Genomic DNA, 19,513 nt, shown 5'->3' on the forward strand with positions numbered 1-19,513 from the left:
CGCTCAGACCCTCCCCATCCGTTCGCGCCAGGCGACCAGGCGGCGGTCGATCTGCTGGATCACCAGGCCGGTCAGCGCGTCGACATCCACCGCGGGCGCGGCGCTCGCCTGGCGCGGCGTGGGTGGCTGCTGGCGGGCGGCGGCCTGCACGGCGGCTTGCGCCTCGGCCTCGGCGGCGCGCGCCGCCGCGCGTCCCGGCGCGGCCAGCACCGCCGCGGACGGGGCCGGCGGCAGTTCCTCGCGCGTGGCGCCGCGGCGCAGGCGCGTCGCGATCTCCGCCGCATGCGCGGCCGCGACCGGCGCGATCAGCTGGACCGCGGCACGCAGCACCGGCGCGGACGGCGACGCCGCCAGCATCGGCCGCGCGGTCGCCTCCCTGGCCGGCACGAACAGCGGCGCGGTCGCGCGATGCGTCATCGGCACGCTCGCCATCGCGCCTGGATGTCCGGGCGCACCATCCGGTCCCGCGGGACCGGGCCGTCCCGGGCGGCCATCGGGTCCCGCGCTCGCGACGGTCATGCGAGGGGTCTCGGCGGGCGCCTGCAGGGCACCCATGGCCATCGGCTGGCGCAGCACCATCGGCGCCGACGGCTGGGCGCGCAGGCTCAGCGGGAAACGCGCCGTGACCGCCAGCCGCAGGTGCTGGTGGACGACCGGTCCCGCGTGCGCCTGCACGACGGTGCCGGCGGCGCCGGCGCCGCGCCGCAGCGCCATCTCGCCGGCCGCGCGCCATGCGTCGACGCGGCCATGCCGCGCGCGCAGACGCCCTGCCCATGCTTGCCATCGGTTCACGTCGACTCCTGTGGTGTCACTGAACGGCTTCGCTGTTGGCTCTGTCGTTGATCGCGGAGATCTCTTCCACCCAGCGCTGGCGCTCCTTGTGCTCGAGCAGGAGCACGTCCTCGTGCGACCAGTGGAAGTGGTAGGCGACGAAGGCTACCTCCCTGTACAGCGCGGACAGGGGGTAGCCTACGATCCCCCCGGGCTGTTCATCTCCATCGCGAACTCGTGCGCGCACTTCGGGCAGGCGGCCTCGATCGTGGCGCGGCCGCTGCGGTTGATGCGGTTGTAGAACTCCTGCAGGTAGGCCAGGTCGGCCGCGTAGAGCCCCTCGACGACCTTGGGCGTGACCTGCCCCACCGAGCCCAGCCGCGACAGCACGCGCGACAGCAGGATGATGGTCAGGTAGGCCTCGTTGCCCTGCACCCGCGGGTCGCGCAGCGGCAGGATCTCGTCGGCCGCGGTGGCCAGGCGCATCACGCCCTCGCGGTGCAGGTCGCCGTCGGCGTCGACGTAGCCCAGCGGCAGCGTGAACTCGAACTCGGTCTGGAACATGGTGCTCCCCGGTTCAGGCGCGCTCGACGCGTTCGCAGCTCACCGTCAGCGCGTCCAGCGACACGTCGTTGCCCTTGGCGTTGAAGTCCGGCCCGTCGTACTTGCTGGGCCAGGCGCTGAAGAAGTTCCAGCGCACCTTCTCCTGCCCCGCGTCGTCCTGCAGGATGATCGAGCCGTTGCGCCGGTCGATGGTCCCGTTGACCGCGGCGAGGTGCCAGTCGTAGAGCTCGCGCGAGTCGGTCACGCCCCACTTCAGCGTGATGTCGGGATAGGACACCTTGCCGGGCAGCTTGCGCACGGTGGCGGCCTCGCCGCCCTCGCGGTACTCGACCACCTCGATGTTGGAGCCGAAGCCGCTGCACTCCGCGAAGCCGGCCTGCACGATGCCGTCGATCTCCACCAGGAAGCGGAAGTTGCGATAGGGATCTTTTCTGGCCATGTCTGCTCTCCTCAGGCGCCGGTGTTCTGCTGGATGCGGAAGATGACGAACTCCGCGGGCTTGACGACCGCCACGCCGATCTCGGTGATGACGCGCCCGGCCTCGCGCTCGCTGGCCGGATTGGTCTCGAGGTCGCACTTGACGAAGAAGGCTTCCTTCGGCGTCGCGCCGAACAGCGCGCCGTCGCGCCACTGGTTGTAGAGGAAGTCGCTGACCGAGCGGATGATCCGCTGCCACAGCGCCGGCGAGTTGGGCTCGAAGACGACGAACTGCGTGCCCTCGTCGATCGATTCCTTCAGGAAGTTCATGAAGCGCCGCACGTTGAGGTAGCGGTACTCCCCGTTGCGGTCGCCGCCGAGCGTGCGCGCGCCGTAGACCATCGGCGAGCCGCCGAAGGGCCGGATCACGTTGATGCCGGGCGGGTTCAGGCTGACCTGCTTGTCCTTGCCCATCGGGCGCTCCAGGTCGACGATGCCGATCACGCCCTCGTTGGCCGGTGCCTTGTGCACGCCGCGCGTGGCGTCCACGCGGGCCCAGATGCCGGCCACGTGGCCGCTGGGCGGCTGGTCGATCAGCTCGGTCTCCGGCCCCGAGCCGGTGAACAGCGGATTGAAGACCTTGACCCACGGGAAGTAGATCGCGCCGTAGCTGAACTTGTCCGGCGTGGACGGACCGCCGCCGGGCATCGGGCCGCCGTAGATGTCGGCCGGCGTGCTGTCTGAGGCGGGCGCGTGCTCGCCGTCGAGCACGGCCACCCGGTCCTGCATCTCGAAGCAGTGGTCCATCAGCTGGACCTTGGCGGCGGTGCCCTGCGCGCCGGGCGCGGCGACGATGGCGATGTCGTCGAAGGCCTTGAGCGTCTCCAGCGGCGCCTGCAGGTTGGCCAGGCCGCCGGCGGCGACCGGCACCACGTAGCAGGTGGTGCCGCCGTTGGCGAAGAAGCCGAACACCGCCAGCGCCAGCATGCGGTTGGCGGTGGTGTGGATGGGCGTCGTCGGCGTGGCGCCGGCGCCGACGATGAAGGTGGCGAACTCGCCCCAGTTGGTGAACTTCCTCGGTTTGCCGACATCGGCCGGATCGAGCCGGTCGGCCACGCCGATGAAGGCGGCCGTGCTGGTGCCCACGCCGGCGATCGGCCGGGCGACGGGCGGGACTTCTTCGACGTAGACGCCGGGTGCGAAATAGTTAGCCATCGATGCCCTCTCTCGGTCAGATCAACTGCACGTCGTAGCCCGCGACCGCGGGGGCCGGGACGACGATGGCCCGGTCCCGCGTGACGGCGCCCGCCGTCACGCGCAGGGTGTAGCTGCCCGCCGCGACGGCCGACAGCGAGAACTTGCCTTCGGCGTCGGTCAGCGTGCTGCGGCCGCGCCCCAGCAGCTGGACGCCGGCATTGGCCACCGGCACCGACGCGTTGTCGCGCACCACGCCGCCGATGCGGAAGAACGGCGCGTCCAGCGCCGCGCCGTCGGGCAGCGATTCCAGGCGGATCTCGCTGGTGATGACGCTGGGATAGGTCTCAGTCTCGAAGACCTCCAGCGACACCGTCACCGACAGCAGCAGCGAGGCCTTGATGCGGTTGCCGATCGCGGCCCAGAACTCGGCCGGGTTGCGCACGCCGTCGGGCTGCACCATCAGCATCGGCAGCGGCGGCTCCTGCGCCTGCAGCGCCGGCGTCAGGAAGGCCGGAGGGATCACCGGCGACCCGGCGATCAGCTGCAGCACCTGCCCCAGCAGCTGGTGCTCCTGCTTGGGCAGGTCGGTGCCGCCGACCGGCCAGGCGGTCACGAGGTACAGGCAGTTGGCGCGCCACGCCGGCGGCACCACCAGCGACTGGCCGCCGACGCGGCGCGTCACCGGCTCGTTGTTGCGCAGCTCCAGGTGCTCGCGCACCTCGAACAGGAACAGGTTGACCGTGGTCTGGTCGAGCGCGTACGGATCGGTCGGCCGGTCGAAACGGATCGCCGCGTCGCGCAGCGGCGGCGCCAGCCCCGGTTGCTTGAAGAAGGCCTCCAGGCTGTCGGTGACCTCATGCAGCATGACGATCTCCCGCCCGGGCCAACGCCTCCACGCGCGCGGCGTAGGGGCCGAACTCGCTGCCGGCGACGCGTCGGCCGGACTTCTCGATCTCGCGCCGCGCGGCCCAGAGCAGGTGCTCGGTCTTGAGCTCGCCGCCCTGCTCCGCCGCCAGGAAGGCCGCGGCCACCGCGATGTTCTTCACCGCGCCGCCGGGCACCTTGAAGTTGGCCGCCAGGAAACCCAGGTCCAGGTCCTGGCTGCGCGGCACCTTGGGCGGCCAGATCGATTCCCACAGCCGGCGCCGGCTGTCCTCGTCGGGGAACGGGAAGTCGACGATGAAGCCGAGCCGGCGCGTGAAGGCCACGTCCAGGTTCTGCCGCAGGTTGGTGGCCAGGATGCTCAGGCCCTCGTGTTCATCGAGCTTCTGCAGCAGGTAGGCGACTTCGATGTTGGCGTAGCGGTCGTGCGCGTCCTGCACCGTGGTGCGCTTGCCGAAGAGCGCGTCGCACTCGTCGAAGAACAGGATCGCGTTGCCGGCGCGCGCCTCGAGGAACAGCCGGTCGATGCTCTTCTCGGTCTCGCCGATGTACTTGCTGACGACCTGCGACAGGTCGATCTTGAACAGGTCCAGGCCGAGGTCATTGGCGATGACCTCCACCGCCATCGTCTTGCCGGTGCCGGGCGGTCCGCTGAAGAGCGCGCTCAGGCCCTTGCCGACGGAGAGCTTGCGGTCGAAGCCCCAGTCGCCGAACACGACGTGGCGGAAGCGCGCCTGGCGGCAGATCTCCTTCAGCTGGGCGATCGCGTCCGGCGGCAGCACGAGGTCGTTCCAGACATGCAGCGGGGCGAGCTTGCGCGCCAGCGTGCCGGGGTCGCGCGAAAGCTGCTGGCGCGCGGCCCGGGCCAGCGCGGCCGGGTCGGGCGGGGTCTGCTCCAGGGCGGACTGGCGCGCCGCATGCGCCGTGGCGGCGGCGATCTGCGCCTCGTCGAGCGGATACCGCGCGGCGAGGTCGTCGAGGGCGCGGGGATCGAGCTCGATGCGCTGGCCGCGCAGGCCGGCGGCCCAGGCGGCGCGGCGGTCGCGGAAGCCGGCCGCGGCCACCGGCACCGACGCCATGCCGCGAAAGCGCGGATCGCAGGGCCGCGCGCCCGACATCACGATCACCAGCCCCGCCGCCGGCGTCTGCGCCGCGAGCGTCTGCGCCAGCGTGCCGCGCTCCGCGTTCGTCAGCGCGTCATGGCCTTGCAGGTGGACGACCGCCGACAGCAGGTGCGCCTCGCGCAGCAACAGCTCGAGCGTGGTCGCGAACTGGTCGGGCGGATCGGCGGCGCGGACGAGGTCGACGACGATCAGCGATTGCCCCAGCCGCGCCGCGAGCTTCGCCGCGGCGGTCTCCTGGCCGGCATTGGGTTCGCCTTCCAGGTAGAACTGCGGGCCGCTGCCGTCGGCCAGCGCCTTGGACAGGCTCAGCGCCAGCGTGTCGGCCGCCGCGCCCTCGCCGGCCTCGGGCGCGGCGGTGAACCGCGCCACGCCGCGCAGCCGCGCGTCCAGCCAGGGCTGGCCGAGCAGCAGGCGCACCACCGGTTCCTCGAGCTTGATCGCATGCGACAGCAGCGGCGTGCCGATGGCGCCGGCATCGCCGGCCAGCTGCACCAGCCGGTGCCGCACCAGCGGCGCCTCGGGACCGAAGCGGGCGCGCGCGAGGATCTTGGCGTCGCGCGACGCGCACAGCAGGTTGAGCACGAGGTCGACGGTGGGCCGACGCCGTGTCACGTCGTCCTGCAGGTAGGCATAGAGGCGCTCGTAGCGCAGGTCGACCTCGGGCGCGAGCGCGACCAGCACGATGTCCAGGTCGATGGTGTCGAGCCCGAAGGCCTGCTGCAGCCATGGGAAACGCGAGCTCTCGGGCATCGGCGGCGGCGCGGCCGGCTCCACGGCGCCGGCGCCCGGCCCATGGCCGGCCAGCCACGGTTCGCCGGGTCCCTGGCGCACGAGCCGCTGCACGTCCTGCGTCGTGACGTAGAGGCCGCGATACGGCTCGGGCTGCGCGCCCGCGGCCGCCGGCACCGCCGCGGCGTCGGCCGCGTTGGCGGCGCGCTCCAGCATCCGGTCCAGCCGGCCGAGCGCGGCCCACAGGCCTTCCATCTGGAAGTCCGGCGGGCGGTTCGAGGCGATGGCGGGCATGGCGGTGCGCGTCCGTTCAATGCCGCGCGGGCGGCAAGGCGCGATAGACGGTGCTGCCGTCGACGTGGGTGATGACCTCGATGCGGCCATCGGCCACCAGCAGCACGAGCGCCGCCTCGGCGGCGCTGCGCAGGTCGTCGCGCTGCTGCCGCACCAGCCACCAATCGCAGATGCCATCGATGGAATCGCAGGCGCCGGGATGCGCGATGACGTAGCGCAGGATCATCGCGGCCACGTCGGCGCTGGACGGAGGGGTGGTCATGTCGGCTGACCATGCGTAAACCGTGCCAGGTGGCCGGCTTGCCTCAAGTCGTTGATTTGATTGAGGCGATCGTGATCTGTGTCACATCGCCCGAGTCATCGCCGACACGGGCCCGCGCGACCGCGAAAGACGCGGCGATGCCGTCGTGGCGGGCCTCGCGACGCCCTGTGTCGATCCCGACACGGCCGTGCCGCGATGGCACGGATGGCCCGATCGCGCCTGTGTTGTAACGGTCGTCAACATTAGGGAGGTGCTCGGCAAACGGCCTTCCGTACACTGCCTGCCGACCGATGTCAGGCCAGGGAGGCGACACGATGAGCACACCAATCAAGGCTCACCCGGGGACGCTGGAGGCAATGCTCGTGGGCACGTCCGCGGGCTTGCGCAAGGCGCTGGACCTGGTGGCGCGTTATGCCGATTGCGCGGCGCCGGTGCTGGTGGTCGGCGAGACCGGCACCGGCAAGGACCTGGTGGCCCGCGCCATCCACTACCTGGGTCCGCGGCGCGATGGCGCCTTCATTCCCGTCAACTGCGGCGCGCTGCCGGACACGCTGATCGAGAGCGAGCTGTTCGGCCACGCGCGCGGCGCCTTCACCGACGCGGCGCGCACGCGCCGCGGCCTGGTGCGCGAGGCCGAAGGCGGCACGCTGTTCCTCGACGAGATCGAGGCGCTGTCGCCGCGCGGCCAGGTGGTGCTGCTGCGCTTCCTGCAGGACGCGTCGTTCCGCGCGGTCGGCGACGACCAGACGCACAAGGCCGACGTGCGCATCGTCGCGGCCTGCAACGTCGACCTCTTCTCGCTGTCGCAGCAAGGCGGCTTCCGCTCGGACCTGTTCTTCCGGCTGGACGTGCTGCGGGTGGACCTGCCGCCGCTGCGCGAGCGGCCGGAGGACCTCGACCTGCTGGTGCCGCACCTGCTGCGCGGCGTGGCGCAAGCCACCACGGGGCCGCCCAAGGCGATCAGCGACGAGGCGCTGGCGCTGCTGCGCTCGCTGAGCTGGCCGGGCAACGTGCGCGAGCTCGAGCACACGCTGGTGCGGGCCTGCCTGAGCACGACGGCGGGCTGCATCGACGTCGACACGCTGCTCAGCAGCTCGCCGGGGCTGCGGGAAGCGGCGGCGCAACGCAGTTGCGAACGCGGCTGCGCGTCCTTGCGCGAGGCCAAGCGCGCGGCGGTGGTCAACGTCGAGCGCCAGTTCGTGATGGAGGCGATGGCCGTGGGCAACGGCAACATCAGCGAGGCCGCGCGCATCTGCAACATGCAGCGGGCGACGCTGAGCAAGCTCGTGAAGAAACACGGCGACGCGCTGGCCTGCCGGGACCGCGTCGCGGCCAAGCCGGCGGACACCGGCCGGTCGCTTTACCTGACGACCACCTTGCCGACCATTCCAGCCTCGAAGTGACCGGCGCGGATCGGGCGCGGATCCGCGAGTCAAGTCACCGGCCGCAACGGCCTGAAGAACTCGCGCAGGTCCTGCGCCAGCAACTCGGGCTGTTCCATCGCCGCGAAATGTCCGCCTCGGGGCATCTCCGTCCAGCGCCGGATATCGAGCGCCCTTTCCGGCCACGACCGCGGCGGCGTCGGCATCTCGCGCGGGAAATGCGCCATGGCGAACGGCGTCGTCAGGCGCTCGCCCGGCGCGAACACCAGCGGCGAGGCGAAGTTGTCCTTGTACATGCGCAGGCTGGCCCGGACGTCGCCGAACCAGTGCAGGCAGATGTCCGTGAGCAGCTCGTCGAGCGTGAAGGCGCTTTCCACGTCGCCGCCGCAATCGCTCCAGGCGCGGAACTTCTCGACGATCCAGGCCGCGAGTCCCATCGGCGAATCGGCCAGGCCGTAGGCCAGCGATTGCGGCTTGGTCGCGTGCACGCCGAGATAACCGCCCTCCACCGCCCGCCAGGCCGCGATCCTGTCCAGGAACGCGCTTTCCTCCGTCGACAGCGGCGGCGCGCCACCTTCCAGGCTCGGCCGGAACCCACCGGGGATGAAGTTCAGGTGCACGCCCGCCAGCGACTCGGGATGCAGCCGCGCGAGCCAGGTCGACACGCCCGCGCCGATGTCGCCGCCCTGCGCGCCGAAACGCGGATACCCCAGGCCGGCCATCAGCTCGCGCCACAGCGTGGCCACGTGCCGCGCGGAGCCGCTCCCCGTCGGTGCCGGCCGCGAGAAGCCGTAGCCCGGCAGCGACGGCACCACGACGTCGAACGCGTCGGCCGCGTCGCCGCCGTGCGCGGCCGGGTCCGTCAGCATCGGGACCAGGCGCGCCATCTCCGCGAAGGAGCCCGGCCAGCCATGCGTCAGGATCAACGGCATCGGCGCCGGGCCGCGCCCGCGGACGTGCACGAAGTGGATGTCGATGCCGCCGACCTGGGCCAGGTACTGCGGCAGCTGGTTCAGCCGGGACTCCTGGGCACGCCAGTCGAAGCGATGCAGCCAGTGGTCGGCCAGCCGCCGCGCGAAGCGCAGGCTGGTGCCATCGTCCCAGCCGTCCTCGTCGTCGGCGTCGGGCCAGCGGGTGTGCCGCAGGCGCCGCGCCAGGTCCTCCAGTCGTTCGTCGGGAATCGCGATCTTGAATTCGCGCAGGTCCTTCATGCCTCAAGCTCCTTGGAAAGCGTTGCCGGCGATCGTAGGCACCGGGACATCCCGCCACCAGTCCATAGAATCGGATTTCATCCGTCCACCGGACGAAGGAATCGGAATCGAGCGGCATGCCCGACCTCAATGACATCGCGCTGTTCGTGCTCGTCGTGCGGGGCGGCAGCTTCGCCGAAGCCGGACGGCAACGCGGCCTCCCGGCCAACACGGTGAGCCGCCGCGTGCAGGCGCTCGAGGCGGCGCTGGGCACGCGGCTGCTCCATCGCTCGACCCGCCAGCTCACGCTCACCACCGCGGGCCAGGCGTTCCTGGACCGCTGCGCGGGCGCGGTCGATTGCCTGGACGACGCCGCCGGCGCGCTCCGCCAGGACGCCGCGGAACCGTCGGGCCTGATCCGCGTCGCCGCCCCCACGAACTTCTTCGGCCTGTTCCCGATGGCATGGATCGCGGAGTTCCTCGACGCGCATCCGCGCGTGCGCCTGGACCTCGTGCTGAGCGACGCGAGAACGGACCTGATCGCCGACCGGATCGACGTCGCCTTCCGTAGCGGTCCACTGGCGGATTCGAGCCACGTCGCGCGCCAGCTCATCGGCCCGCGCGACAGCGGCCTGGTGGCCAGCCCGGCCTACCTCGACGCGCGGGGCGTGCCGCGCGAACTCGAGGATCTGACGCGACACGACTGCCTGGTGCCGGCGCATGCCGGCGAACGTTTCACCTGGCGCCTGGCCGGCCCCGACGGCGTCGAGCGGGAGGTCCCGGTGACGGGCCGGCTCATGGCCAACACGGCCCAGGCCCTGCGCGAGGCGGCCCTGGCCGGGCTCGGCATCGCGCTGCTGTCGACGGTGCTCACCCGTGCCGACCTCGTCGCCGGTCGACTCGTGCCGGTGCTGCCGCGCTTCCGGCGCGAGGGGCACACGCTGAGCGTGCTGTACGCCAGCCGCGAGCAGCTGCCGCGTGCCGTCACCGCCTTCATCGACCTGGTCGTCGGCAAGCTGGCCGACCCGCTCGCCCTGCCCGAGGCCCTGCGGCCCTGAACGCCGGCATCGGCAAGAGCGCGGGCACGGGCACCGAAACGGGTGCCGGCCCCCTCGCGCGCCGCGTCAGTACTTCTCGGGCACGAACATCGTGTCCGGCACCGGATGCCGGACGTAGTCGTCGTGGCGCTCGCGGTCGGGCAGCCGGATCTCGGTGCGCTCGACCTCGTGGTACGGGAACTGGTCCAGCAGATGCTGGATGCAGTTCAGCCGCGCGCGCTTCTTGTCGTCGGCGGCGACGACCCACCACGGCGCTTCCGGGATGTGCGTGCGGTCCAGCATCACTTCCTTGGCCCGGGTGTAGTCCTCCCAGCGGCGGCGCGACTCCAGGTCCATCGGCGACAGCTTCCACTGCTTGAGCGGGTCGTGGATGCGGCCCAGGAAGCGCAGGTGCTGTTCCTCGTCGCTGATCGAGAACCAGTACTTGATCAGCGTGATGCCGGAGCGCACCAGCATGCGCTCGAACTCGGGCACCGAGCGGAAGAACTCCTCGACGTCGTCCTCGCCGCAGAAGCCCATCACCCGCTCGACGCCGGCGCGGTTGTACCAGCTGCGGTCGAACAGCACGATCTCGCCGGCGGCCGGCAGGTGCGGCACGTAGCGCTGGAAGTACCACTGCGTGCGCTCGCGGTCGTTGGGCGCGGGCAGCGCCACGACGCGGCACACGCGCGGGTTCAGGCGCTGGGTGATGCGCTTGATCGCGCCGCCCTTGCCCGCCGCGTCGCGGCCCTCGAAGAGGATCACCACCTTCTGCCGCGTGTGCTGCACCCAGTCCTGCAGCTTGACCAGCTCGCGCTGCAGCCGGAACAGGTTCTTGAAGTAGGCATGGCGCTCGTCGTGCGCGCTGTCGGTGCCCTCCTCGTCGAGCGCGCGCAGCGCCTCGTCGACATGGCGGTCCTCGATCTCGAGTTCCAGTTCCTCGTCGTAGCCGTCCTGGAGGTCGCGGCGGATGCGTTCGACCAGTTCGTCGCGTTCGGATGCAGCGGTCATGGGGGATTGAGCAGTCAGAAGAGTTGAACGAAGAGCCAGTACAGCGAGCCCGACAGCAGGATGGCCGCCGGCAGCGTCAGCACCCAGGCCATCAGCAGGTTGCGGATCGTGCCCCATTGCAGCCCGGAGCGGTTCGCCGCCATCGTGCCGGCGATGCCCGATGACAACACGTGCGTCGTCGACACCGGCAGCCCGAAGGCGTCGGCCGCGCCGATCGTGGTCATCGCCACCAGCTCGGCCGACGCGCCCTGCGCGTAGGTCAGGTGCGACTTGCCGATCTTCTCGCCCACCGTCACGACGATGCGCTTCCAGCCCACCATCGTGCCCAGGCCCAGCGCGATCGCCACCACCACCTTGACCCACAGCGGGATGAACTTGGTGGCGGCATCGACCTGGCGCTTGAAGGCCGACAGGTTGGCCTTGGTGTCGGCGTCGAAGGCGAAGGCCGGGTCCTTCTCGACCAGGCGGATCGCCTCGGAGGTCAGGTACATGTCGTTGCGCACGTTGGCCACCAGCGCGGTGGGCACCTTGTCCAGCGTGCCGTGGGACTTGACCTGCTCGCCGATGCTGGCGGTCACCGCGGCCAGCGCGGGCAGCAGCGGCGGCGTGACGGCCTTGGTGCGGACGTAGTCCGACAGCACCTGGCGCGCCTGGGCCGGCGCGATCGGCGTCAGCACGGGCGGCGCGACCTTGGTCAGCGAGGCCTGCGTGACCTGCGCCACCGCGACGAACTGGGTCATCTGGTCCACCGGCATCGCCCGGTTCAGCGCATAGGACACCGGCACCGTGCCGACCAGGATCAGCATGATCAGGCCCATGCCCTTCTGGCCGTCGTTGGAGCCGTGGGCGAAGGACACGCCGGTGCAGGTCAGCACCAGCAGGCCGCGGATCCACCACGGCGGCGGCTTGTTGCCCTTGGGTTCGTCGTAGAGCTCGCGGTTCTTGACCGCGGCCTTGAGCACCAGCAGCAGGATCGCCGCCAGCCCGAAGCCGATCAGCGGCGACAGCAGCAGCGAGTAGCCGACCTTGGCGGCCTGGCTCCAGTCCACGCCGCTGGTGCCGTCGCGGCCGTGCATCAGCGCGTTGGCCACGCCCACGCCGATGATCGAGCCGATCAGCGTGTGCGACGACGACGCCGGCAGGCCCAGCCACCAGGTGCCCAGGTTCCAGACGATGGCGGCGATCAGCAGCGCGAAGACCATCGCGAAGCCGGCGCTGGAGCCGACCTGCAGGATCAGCTCCACCGGCAGCAGCGAGATGATCCCGAAGGCCACCGCGCCGCTGGACACGACCACGCCGAGGAAGTTGAACAGCCCCGACCACACGACCGCGAAGTGCGGCGGCAGCGAGTGGGTGTAGATGACGGTCGCGACCGCGTTGGCCGTGTCGTGGAAGCCGTTGACGAACTCGAAGCCCAGCGCGATCAGCAGCGCCACGCCCAGCAGCAGCAGCGGCAGCCAGTGCGACGAGATCGGGCCGGCCTCGGCGACGTCGGCGTACAGGCTGTGCGCGCCGAAGGCCAGGCCCAGCGCGAGCAGCGCGCCGAAGAGCACCTTCACCAGCGGCGAACTGCCGCCGTCGAGCTGGGGCCTCGTGTCGCCGGCCGCATGCGCGGCGGCGGCGGGATTCAGACCGGTATCCATGGGAAGACCTCGTGCCGTTGGACCAACGGCGGAGCATCGGCCGGGGCGATGACGGCTTCGTGACCGCGCCTGGCCGCGTCCCTGGGGAAACCACGCGTTGCGGCCCCGTGGTCTTCCCCGGATCCGGCATCGGGGCCTCCTCCGAAAGGAGGAGGCCCGCCTCATCGCCCGGAACGACCCGCGCCGCGTCCGGCGGGCTGACGACACGGCTTCCCGGCGGCGGGACAGTGGTCCCTTCACTGGAGGACCCCGCTCATGGCTTACCAGCTCAAGATCAACGGCCGGACGCACGCCGTCGACGTCGACGGCGACACCCCGCTGCTGTGGGTGCTGCGCGACGTCGTCGGCCTGACCGGCACCAAGTTCGGGTGCGGCATGGCGATGTGCGGCGCCTGCACCGTGCACATCGACGGCAACCCGGTGCGGTCCTGCTCCTTCCCGGTCGAGGCCGTGGGCAAGCAGGCCGTGACGACGATCGAGGCGATCGGCCGGACCCCGGCGGGCCAGCGCATCCAGGCCGTCTGGGTCGCGCGCGACGTGCCGCAGTGCGGCTACTGCCAGTCCGGCCAGATCATGTCCGCCTGCGCGCTGCTCCAGCAGAACCCGCGCCCGACCGAGGCCGACGTCGATGCCGCCATGTCCGGCAACCTGTGCCGCTGCGGCACCTATCCGCGCATCAAGGCGGCCATCCTGATGGCCGCCGCCAACGCGCCGGCCAAGGGGTGAGCCATGGAACGCCGTCAATTCCTCAAGATCGGCGCCGGCACCGGCGGCGCCTTCGTCGCGTCGTTCGCGTTGCCGTTGCGCGCCGTCAAGGCGGCGCCGGCCGCCCCGGCCGCCTTCGAGCCCAGCGTCTACATCCGCATCGCGCCGTCCGGCCAGGTCACCTACGTGATCCCGTTCGTCGAGATGGGCCAGGGCTCGTTCACCGCGATCCCGATGATGCTGGCCGAGGAGATGGACGTGCCGCTCGCCGGCGTGGTCGTCGAGCAGGCGCCGGCCGACGAGAGACGCTACGCCAATCCGGTCTTCGGCATGCAGATCACCGGCGGCTCGGCGTCGATGATCGCGGCCTGGAAGGCGGTGCGCACCGCCGGCGCGACCTGCCGCGCGATGCTGGTCTCCGCCGCCGCGGACACCTGGCAATGCGGCGCGCAGGACTGCGCGACGCAGGCCGGCAAGGTCGTCCAGAAGTCCACCGGCAAGCAGCTGTCCTACGGCCAGCTCGCGGGCAAGGCGGCGGCGCTGCCGGTGCCCAAGGACGTGCCGCCCAAGGATCCGAGGCAGTACCGGCTCGTGGGCACGCCGGCGCGGCGGCTGGACATGAAGGCCAAGAGCGACGGCAGCGCGAAGTTCGGGATCGACACGCGGCTGCCCGGCATGAAGGTCGCGGCCATCGCGCATTGCCCGGTCGCCGGCGGCAAGGTGCGCCGCGTCGACGACGCCAGGGCGCGCGCCGTGCGCGGCGTGCGGCAGGTGCTGGTGGCGGACGACATCGTCGGCGTGGTCGCGGACCACTACGGCGCCGCGCGCAAGGGCCTGGCCGCGCTGGTCGTGGACTGGGACGAGGGTCCGAACGCCGGCTTCTCCACGCAGGCCTGGAAGGCCTCGGTGCGCGACGCGCTCAAGCGCAAGGGCATCGTGTCCAAGCAGGAAGGCGACTTCGCCGCGGCCAAGGCCGCGCCGGGCACGCGGCTGGTCGAGGTCGAGTACGACGCCCCGACGATGGTCCATGCGCCGCTGGAGCCGATGAACTGCACGCTGCACTTCCATGACGGCGGCTGCGAGGTCTGGCTCGGCACGCAGGCGCCGGTGAAGGTGCAGCAGGCGGTCGCCGCCGCCAGCGGCGTCGCGGTCGAGAAGATCCAGGTCCACAACTTCCTGATCGGCGGCGGCTTCGGCCGGCGGCTCGACGCGGAATACGTCGGCCAGGCCGCCAAGCTCGCCAAACAGGTGAACTTCCCGCTCAAGGTCGTCTACAGCCGCGAGGAGGACATCCGCCACGGCAGCTTCCGCCCGCTGTACTGCGACGAGATGGCCGCGACGCTGGACACCGCCGGCAGGATCACCGGCTTCTCGCACCGGCTGTCGGGCTCGTCGATCGTGGCGCGTTACGCGCCGCAATGGCTGCAGCCCGGCGTCGCCGATCCGGACGCGGTCGAGGCCGCCGAGACGCCGTACTCGATCCCGGCGCGCATCGTCGAGTACGTCGCGGTCGAGCCGCCCGCGGGCTACATGACGGCCTTCTGGCGCGGCGTCGGCCCCAACCACAACGCCTGGGCGGTCGAGGGCTTCATGGACGAGCTCGCCGTCACCGCGAAGGCCGACCCGGTGGCGTTCCGGCTCGCGCACCTGGGCGGCAATCCGCGGCTCAAGGCGGTGCTCGAGACGGCGGCCGCGAAGTCGGGCTGGGGCGGTCCGCTGCCGCCGCGCGCGGGCCGCGGCGTCGCGGTGCTCAACGCCTGGGGCAGCTACATCGCGATGGTGATCGAACTCGGCGTGGGCAACGACGGCGCGGTGAACGTGCGCCGCGTGACGACCGCGATCGACTGCGGCATCGCCGTCAATCCGGACAGCGTGATGGCGCAGATGGAGGGCGGCCATGTGTTCGGCCTGACCGCGGTGATGCTGGGCCAGCTGACCATCGACCAGGGCCGCGTGCAGCAGAGCAACTTCCACGACTTCCCGCTGATGCGCATCGACCAGACGCCGCGGATGGACATCCACCTGACCCGCAGCCTGGAAGAGCCGGGCGGCGTCGGCGAGATCGGCACCGCGATCGCCGCGCCGGCCTACATCAACGCGCTGTACGCCGCCACCGGCAAGCGTTTCCGCAGCTATCCCGTCGCCGCCGAGGAGTTGAAGGCATGAGCACCGCATCCCCTCTCGCCCGCGCGGCCGCGGCCGCCCTGCTCGCGCTGTCGGCGGCGCCGTCCTCCGCGCAGGACCGGTCGGCGCCCATGGCCGCCCAGCCGCTGCGCAGCGCGCAGAGCTTCGACGCGATCGCCGATCCGCAGGAGCGTTCGCGCGCGCTGTTCAGCGAGGCCGGCCGCGTCATCCAGAGCCCGCGCTGCGTGAACTGCCACCCCGCCGGCGACCGGCCGCTTCAGGGCCAGGGCCTGCAGACCCGGCTGCACATCCCCAACGTGACCCGCGGCGTCGATGGCAAGGGCGCGACGGCGCTGCGCTGCGCCAGCTGCCACCAGGCGAAGAACAACGTCGCCTCGGGCGTGCCGGGCCATGCGATGTGGCACATCGCGCCGCGCGAGATGGCCTGGCAGCACATGACGCTTCCCGAGATCTGCGAGCAGATCAAGGATCCCAAGCGCAATGGCGGCCGCACGCTGGCGCAGATCCACGAGCACATGGCGCACGACACGCTGGTCGGCTGGGCGTGGATGCCGGGCGCGCAGCGCGAGCCGGCGCCGGGCACGCAGGCTCAGTTCGGCGAGCTGGTCGACGCCTGGATCAAGACCGGGGCCTTCTGCCCGAAGTGAGCGGCGCGGATCGCCTCGAGCGGTGGCCGGGCGGTCAGGCCGCGGCGCGCGGCGATCGCCACCGCCTCGGTGCGGGCGCCGGCGCCGACCTTGCTCAGGATCGCGCGGACATGGGTCTTGACGGTGGCGTCGGTGATGCCCAGCCGCAGCGAGATGTCCTTGTTGGACGCGCCGGTGGACATCGCCAGCAGCACGTCCATCTCGCGCCGGGTCAGCCGGTCCTGCGTCAGGCTGCGCGCGAGCTTGGGCGCGAGCTCGACCGACACGAACGGCACGTCCCGGGCCACCGCCTCGATCGCCTCGACCAACTGCTCGGGCCGGCAGCGCTGCAGCAGGTAGCCGTGCACGCCGGCCTCCATCGCGGCGCGCACGTCCCATTCGCGGTCCATCGCGGTCAGTACCAGGATCCGGGGACATCGGGCGGCGTGGCGGCGCGCCGCCTGCCGCGCGGTCAGGGCCAGCGCCAGCGCGCTGGCGTAGTCGGCCACGATCACGTCGCAGCGTCCGGGCCGTTCGCCGGCGACCAGCGCGACCGCCTCGCCCAGGCCGCAGGCCGCGGCGGGGAGGTCCGGGCGCGGGCCGAGCACCGCGATGCAGCCGGCGCAGGTCAGCGCCTCCTCATGGACGATCAGGACGTGGGTCGGTCCGGGCTGGGGCATGGTGTCGCACCTCGTCGTGCGGGCCGGGGGGATCCCCGGCGGGTGGCTCCCGCGCCAATGTAGTCCCGGCGCGCGCGGCGCCGCAACCGGCGGCGGCCCCGACGCAGGGGACACGGCCACCCCCCGCAAGCTGGGGCGGTCCTGGTGACAAAGCCGTCGCGGGGCCGCAAGCTCGCGCGATCCACGGCCCGTGAGGACGCCATGAACGCAGAGGTCTCGACCCACTCGCTGGAGACGCGGCGCCACCAGATGTACCCGCGCCTGAGCAGCTGCGACATGGCCCGCATGCAGCGCTTCGGCGCGCCGCGCGCGTTCGGCCCCGGGGAACGGCTGATCGTCGCGGGCGAGCCGGCCGCGGGGCTCTACCTGATCCTGGGCGGCACGGTGGCGGTGACGCAGCGCGACGGGATGGGGCGCACGACGCCGCTGGTCGAGCACACGCGGGGCAATTTCTCGGGTGAACTGGCGGCGATGTCGGGCAAGCCGTCGCTGGTGGACGCGGTCGCGACCGACGCGGTGGACACGCTGCTGCTGGCGCCCGGCCAGCTGCGGGCGCTGATCATCGCGGAGGCCGACCTCGGCGAGCGGCTGGTGCGCGCGATGATCCTGCGCCGCGTGGCGCTGATCGAATCGGCCGCGAGCGGCCCGGTGCTGATCGGCCGGCCGGATTCGGCGGCGCTGCTGCGGCTGCGCAGCTTCCTGCACAGCAACGGCGAGCCGTATCGCGTCGTCGACGTGACGCAGGACGCGGCCGCCGCGGCGCTGGTCGAGCAGTACGGCGTCGCGCCCGGCGACGCGGTGGCGGTCTGTCCGGACGGCTCGGTGCTGGTCAATCCGCCGGAAGCGACCCTGGCGCGCTGCATCGGCATGGTCGACGCGGCGCCGCGCGAGGAACTGTTCGATGTCGCCATCGTCGGCGCCGGTCCCGCGGGGTTGGCCACGGCGGTGTACGCCGCGTCCGAGGGCCTGCGCGTCGTCGTGCTGGACCGGCGCGCCTACGGCGGCCAGGCCGGCAACAGCGCGCGGATCGAGAACTACCTCGGCTTCCCGACCGGCATCTCCGGCGGCGCGCTGACCGGCCGCGCCAGCGTGCAGGCGGAGAAGTTCGGCGCCGAACTGCTGATCCCCACCGAGGTCCGCGCGCTGGACTGCGCCCGCGAGGGCCCGGCGCGCGAGCTCCTCATCGCGCTCACCGACGGCCGGCGGCTGCGCGCCCGGACCGTGGTGATCGCCAGCGGCGCGCATTACCGGCGCCTGGCGGTGCCGCGGCTGGCGGACTTCGAGGGACGCGGCATCTGGTACTGGGCCTCGGCGCTGGAGGCGCCGCTGTGCGCCAACGCCGAGGTGGTGCTGGTGGGCGGCGGCAACTCGGCCGGCCAGGCGGCGGTGTTCCTGTCGTCGCATGCGTCGCGCATCCACGTGCTGGTGCGCGGGCCGGGCCTGGCGGAGACGATGTCGCGTTACCTGATCGACCGCATCGAGGCCACGTCCAACATCGAGCTGCGACCGTACACCGAGCTCACCGAGCTGCACGGCGAGCCGATGCGCGGGCTGGAGGCGGTCAGCTGGCGCTGCAGCCGCACCGGCCGAGCGGACCGGCTGGAGACCCGCAACGTGTTCCTGTTCGTCGGCGCCGAGCCGGAGACGGACTGGCTGGCGGGCTGCCCGGTGCTGTCCGACGCCAAGGGCTTCGTGCTGACCGGCGCCGACGTGACGCGGGCGATGCCGCAGCGCGAGCCGGCGGCGCTGGAGTCGAGCGTGCCAGGCGTGTTCGCGGTCGGGGACGTGCGTTCCGGATCGGTGAAGCGCGTCGGCGGCGCGATCGGCGAAGGCGCCGCGGTGGTGGCGCAGATCCACCAGTGCCTGGAGAAGATGCGGCACGAGGTCCGGGTGGGAGCGCTGTCGTGAACCCGGAGAACGGACGGTTTCCGGTGTGGGCGGACCGGCGTGCTGAAATGCGCGCCACCCGATCCCCCGCCTGGAGCTCGACCATGATCCTCGAGGTCGCCCCCCTGCCCATCCGCGCTGGCCAGGAAGCCGCGTTCGAAGCCGCGTTCGCGACGGCGCAGACCATCCTCACCTCGATGCCGGGTTACCTCGGCCATGAACTGCAGCGCTGCATCGAGCGCCCCGGCGAGTACCTGCTGCTGGTGCGCTGGCAGACGTTGGAGGACCACGAGGTGGGCTTCCGCAAGTCGCCGCGTTACCAGGAATGGAAGACGCTGCTGCACGACTTCTACGACCCGTTCCCGGTGGTCTCGCATTACACGGCGGTGGCGGGCGCCGAGGGCTAAACTCCCGCGCCTGCCTCTCCCGGACCCACCGCCCCCCGCATGCCTCACCTGACCCTCATCGCCGCCCTGGACCGGGCCAACGGCCTCGGCCGCGACAACCAGCTGCTGGTCCGCCTGCCCGAGGACATGGCGCGCTTCAAGGCGCTGACGCTGGGTCACACCGTCGTCATGGGCCGCAAGACCTGGGACTCGATCCCCGCGAAGTTCCGCCCCTTGCCGCAGCGTCGCAACCTGGTGCTGTCGCGCCAGCCCGGCCTGTCGCTCGACGGCGCCGAGGTGTTCCCGTCGCTGGACGCCGCGCTGGCGGCCTGCGGCGCCGACGAAGCGGTCTGCGTCATCGGCGGCGCGCAGGTCTACGCGCAATCGCTGCCGCTGGCGGACGCGCTGGAGCTGACCGAGATCGACGCCGCCTTCGAGGCCGACGCCCATTTCCCCGCGGTCGATCCGGGCGTCTTCGCCGAGGTGTCGAGACAGCGCCACCACAGCCCGGCCGATCGCGGCCACGACTGGCACTACGACTTCGTCCGCTACGAGCGCCGGCGCTGAGCCGGCCGCCCTCG

Annotated in this window: 20 protein-coding genes; 8 read left to right on the forward strand and 12 right to left on the reverse strand. The window is 71.9% G+C overall.

The annotated features are described in order from the left end of the window. Nucleotides 1–3: 3 nt before the first annotated feature. From N5D62_RS23570 to N5D62_RS23600, 8 genes are read right to left on the reverse strand one after another with little or no spacing between them, the layout of a single operon-like run. Nucleotides 4–792 (reverse strand): hypothetical protein, encoded by a 789-nt coding sequence (locus N5D62_RS23570; RefSeq protein ID WP_279760391.1) that lies wholly within the window; start codon nucleotides 790–792, stop codon nucleotides 4–6. A gap of 16 nt (nucleotides 793–808) precedes the next feature. Next, nucleotides 809–1,018: a DUF6760 family protein gene (locus tag N5D62_RS28300; protein WP_091724609.1), complete on the reverse strand. Its 210-nt coding sequence runs from the start codon at nucleotides 1,016–1,018 to the stop codon at nucleotides 809–811. Beyond that, nucleotides 970–1,335: a hypothetical protein gene (locus N5D62_RS23575; RefSeq protein WP_091724608.1), complete on the reverse strand. Its 366-nt coding sequence runs from the start codon at nucleotides 1,333–1,335 to the stop codon at nucleotides 970–972. The genes N5D62_RS28300 and N5D62_RS23575 overlap by 49 nt, the downstream gene beginning before the upstream one ends. Nucleotides 1,336–1,348: 13 nt before the next feature. Next, nucleotides 1,349–1,774, reverse strand: coding sequence for a phage tail protein (locus tag N5D62_RS23580; protein WP_279760392.1), 426 nt, complete (start codon nucleotides 1,772–1,774; stop codon nucleotides 1,349–1,351). An 11-nt stretch (nucleotides 1,775–1,785) separates the two neighbouring features. After that, nucleotides 1,786–2,967, reverse strand: a complete 1,182-nt coding sequence (locus tag N5D62_RS23585) for a phage tail sheath C-terminal domain-containing protein (RefSeq protein WP_279760393.1) — start codon at nucleotides 2,965–2,967, stop codon at nucleotides 1,786–1,788. A 16-nt stretch (nucleotides 2,968–2,983) separates the two neighbouring features. Then, nucleotides 2,984–3,814, reverse strand: coding sequence for a Pvc16 family protein (locus N5D62_RS23590; RefSeq protein WP_279760394.1), 831 nt, complete (start codon nucleotides 3,812–3,814; stop codon nucleotides 2,984–2,986). Next, a complete protein-coding gene (locus N5D62_RS23595; protein WP_279760395.1) occupies nucleotides 3,804–5,978 on the reverse strand; it encodes an ATP-binding protein in 2,175 nt (724 codons plus the stop codon). The genes N5D62_RS23590 and N5D62_RS23595 overlap by 11 nt, the downstream gene beginning before the upstream one ends. Before the next feature lie 16 nt (nucleotides 5,979–5,994). Then, complete coding sequence (locus N5D62_RS23600) at nucleotides 5,995–6,240, reverse strand: hypothetical protein (RefSeq protein WP_279760396.1); 246 nt, start codon at nucleotides 6,238–6,240, stop codon at nucleotides 5,995–5,997. Between the two features lie 314 nt (nucleotides 6,241–6,554). Here N5D62_RS23600 and N5D62_RS23605 point away from each other — a divergent pair, with 314 nt between their 5' ends. After that, the gene (locus tag N5D62_RS23605; protein ID WP_279760397.1) at nucleotides 6,555–7,643 is read left to right on the forward strand and encodes a sigma 54-interacting transcriptional regulator; all 1,089 of its coding nucleotides are present in this window, start codon (nucleotides 6,555–6,557) and stop codon (nucleotides 7,641–7,643) included. A 29-nt stretch (nucleotides 7,644–7,672) separates the two neighbouring features. Here N5D62_RS23605 and N5D62_RS23610 read toward each other — a convergent pair whose 3' ends face one another. Then, complete coding sequence (locus tag N5D62_RS23610; protein WP_279760398.1) at nucleotides 7,673–8,833, reverse strand: epoxide hydrolase; 1,161 nt, start codon at nucleotides 8,831–8,833, stop codon at nucleotides 7,673–7,675. A 116-nt stretch (nucleotides 8,834–8,949) separates the two neighbouring features. On the opposite strand from N5D62_RS23610, the gene N5D62_RS23615 reads away from it, so the two are divergent. Then, complete coding sequence (locus N5D62_RS23615) at nucleotides 8,950–9,870, forward strand: LysR family transcriptional regulator (RefSeq protein ID WP_279760399.1); 921 nt, start codon at nucleotides 8,950–8,952, stop codon at nucleotides 9,868–9,870. Between the two features lie 66 nt (nucleotides 9,871–9,936). Here the strand turns inward: N5D62_RS23615 and ppk2 are convergent, their stop codons facing one another. Both ppk2 and N5D62_RS23625 read right to left on the reverse strand, forming a co-directional pair. Further along, the gene (gene ppk2 / locus N5D62_RS23620; RefSeq protein WP_279760400.1) at nucleotides 9,937–10,860 is read right to left on the reverse strand and encodes a polyphosphate kinase 2; all 924 of its coding nucleotides are present in this window, start codon (nucleotides 10,858–10,860) and stop codon (nucleotides 9,937–9,939) included. Nucleotides 10,861–10,874: 14 nt separating this feature from the next. Next, entirely contained in the window at nucleotides 10,875–12,503 is a 1,629-nt protein-coding gene (locus N5D62_RS23625; RefSeq protein ID WP_279760401.1) for an inorganic phosphate transporter, read from the reverse strand. A 255-nt stretch (nucleotides 12,504–12,758) separates the two neighbouring features. Here N5D62_RS23625 and N5D62_RS23630 point away from each other — a divergent pair, with 255 nt between their 5' ends. Genes N5D62_RS23630 through N5D62_RS23640 form a run of 3 tightly spaced genes read left to right on the forward strand, consistent with a single transcriptional unit; the run spans nucleotide 12,759 to nucleotide 16,000 of the window. Then, complete coding sequence (locus tag N5D62_RS23630; RefSeq protein ID WP_279760402.1) at nucleotides 12,759–13,229, forward strand: 2Fe-2S iron-sulfur cluster-binding protein; 471 nt, start codon at nucleotides 12,759–12,761, stop codon at nucleotides 13,227–13,229. A gap of 3 nt (nucleotides 13,230–13,232) precedes the next feature. Then, entirely contained in the window at nucleotides 13,233–15,374 is a 2,142-nt protein-coding gene (locus N5D62_RS23635) for a molybdopterin cofactor-binding domain-containing protein (protein WP_279760403.1), read from the forward strand. Then, nucleotides 15,371–16,000, forward strand: coding sequence for an Isoquinoline 1-oxidoreductase subunit (locus N5D62_RS23640; protein ID WP_279760404.1), 630 nt, complete (start codon nucleotides 15,371–15,373; stop codon nucleotides 15,998–16,000). Before N5D62_RS23635 ends, N5D62_RS23640 begins: the two co-directional genes overlap by 4 nt. Here N5D62_RS23640 and N5D62_RS23645 read toward each other — a convergent pair. Continuing rightward, nucleotides 15,943–16,659, reverse strand: coding sequence for a response regulator transcription factor (locus N5D62_RS23645; protein WP_279760405.1), 717 nt, complete (start codon nucleotides 16,657–16,659; stop codon nucleotides 15,943–15,945). The genes N5D62_RS23640 and N5D62_RS23645 overlap by 58 nt on opposite strands. 201 nt (nucleotides 16,660–16,860) lie before the next feature. Here N5D62_RS23645 and N5D62_RS23650 point away from each other — a divergent pair, with 201 nt between their 5' ends. From N5D62_RS23650 to N5D62_RS23660, 3 genes are all read left to right on the forward strand, one after another. Continuing rightward, nucleotides 16,861–18,567, forward strand: coding sequence for an FAD-dependent oxidoreductase (locus N5D62_RS23650; protein ID WP_279760406.1), 1,707 nt, complete (start codon nucleotides 16,861–16,863; stop codon nucleotides 18,565–18,567). Between the two features lie 83 nt (nucleotides 18,568–18,650). Further along, nucleotides 18,651–18,953 carry an antibiotic biosynthesis monooxygenase gene (locus N5D62_RS23655; RefSeq protein WP_279760407.1) on the forward strand — a complete coding sequence of 101 codons (303 nt, stop codon included), beginning with the start codon at nucleotides 18,651–18,653 and terminating at the stop codon, nucleotides 18,951–18,953. A gap of 39 nt (nucleotides 18,954–18,992) precedes the next feature. Further along, entirely contained in the window at nucleotides 18,993–19,499 is a 507-nt protein-coding gene (locus tag N5D62_RS23660) for a dihydrofolate reductase (protein WP_279760408.1), read from the forward strand. Nucleotides 19,500–19,513 lie beyond the last annotated feature (14 nt).

Origin of the sequence: Mitsuaria sp. GD03876 (assembly GCF_029840635.1) — a bacterium.
Taxonomy (GTDB): domain Bacteria; phylum Pseudomonadota; class Gammaproteobacteria; order Burkholderiales; family Burkholderiaceae_C; genus Roseateles.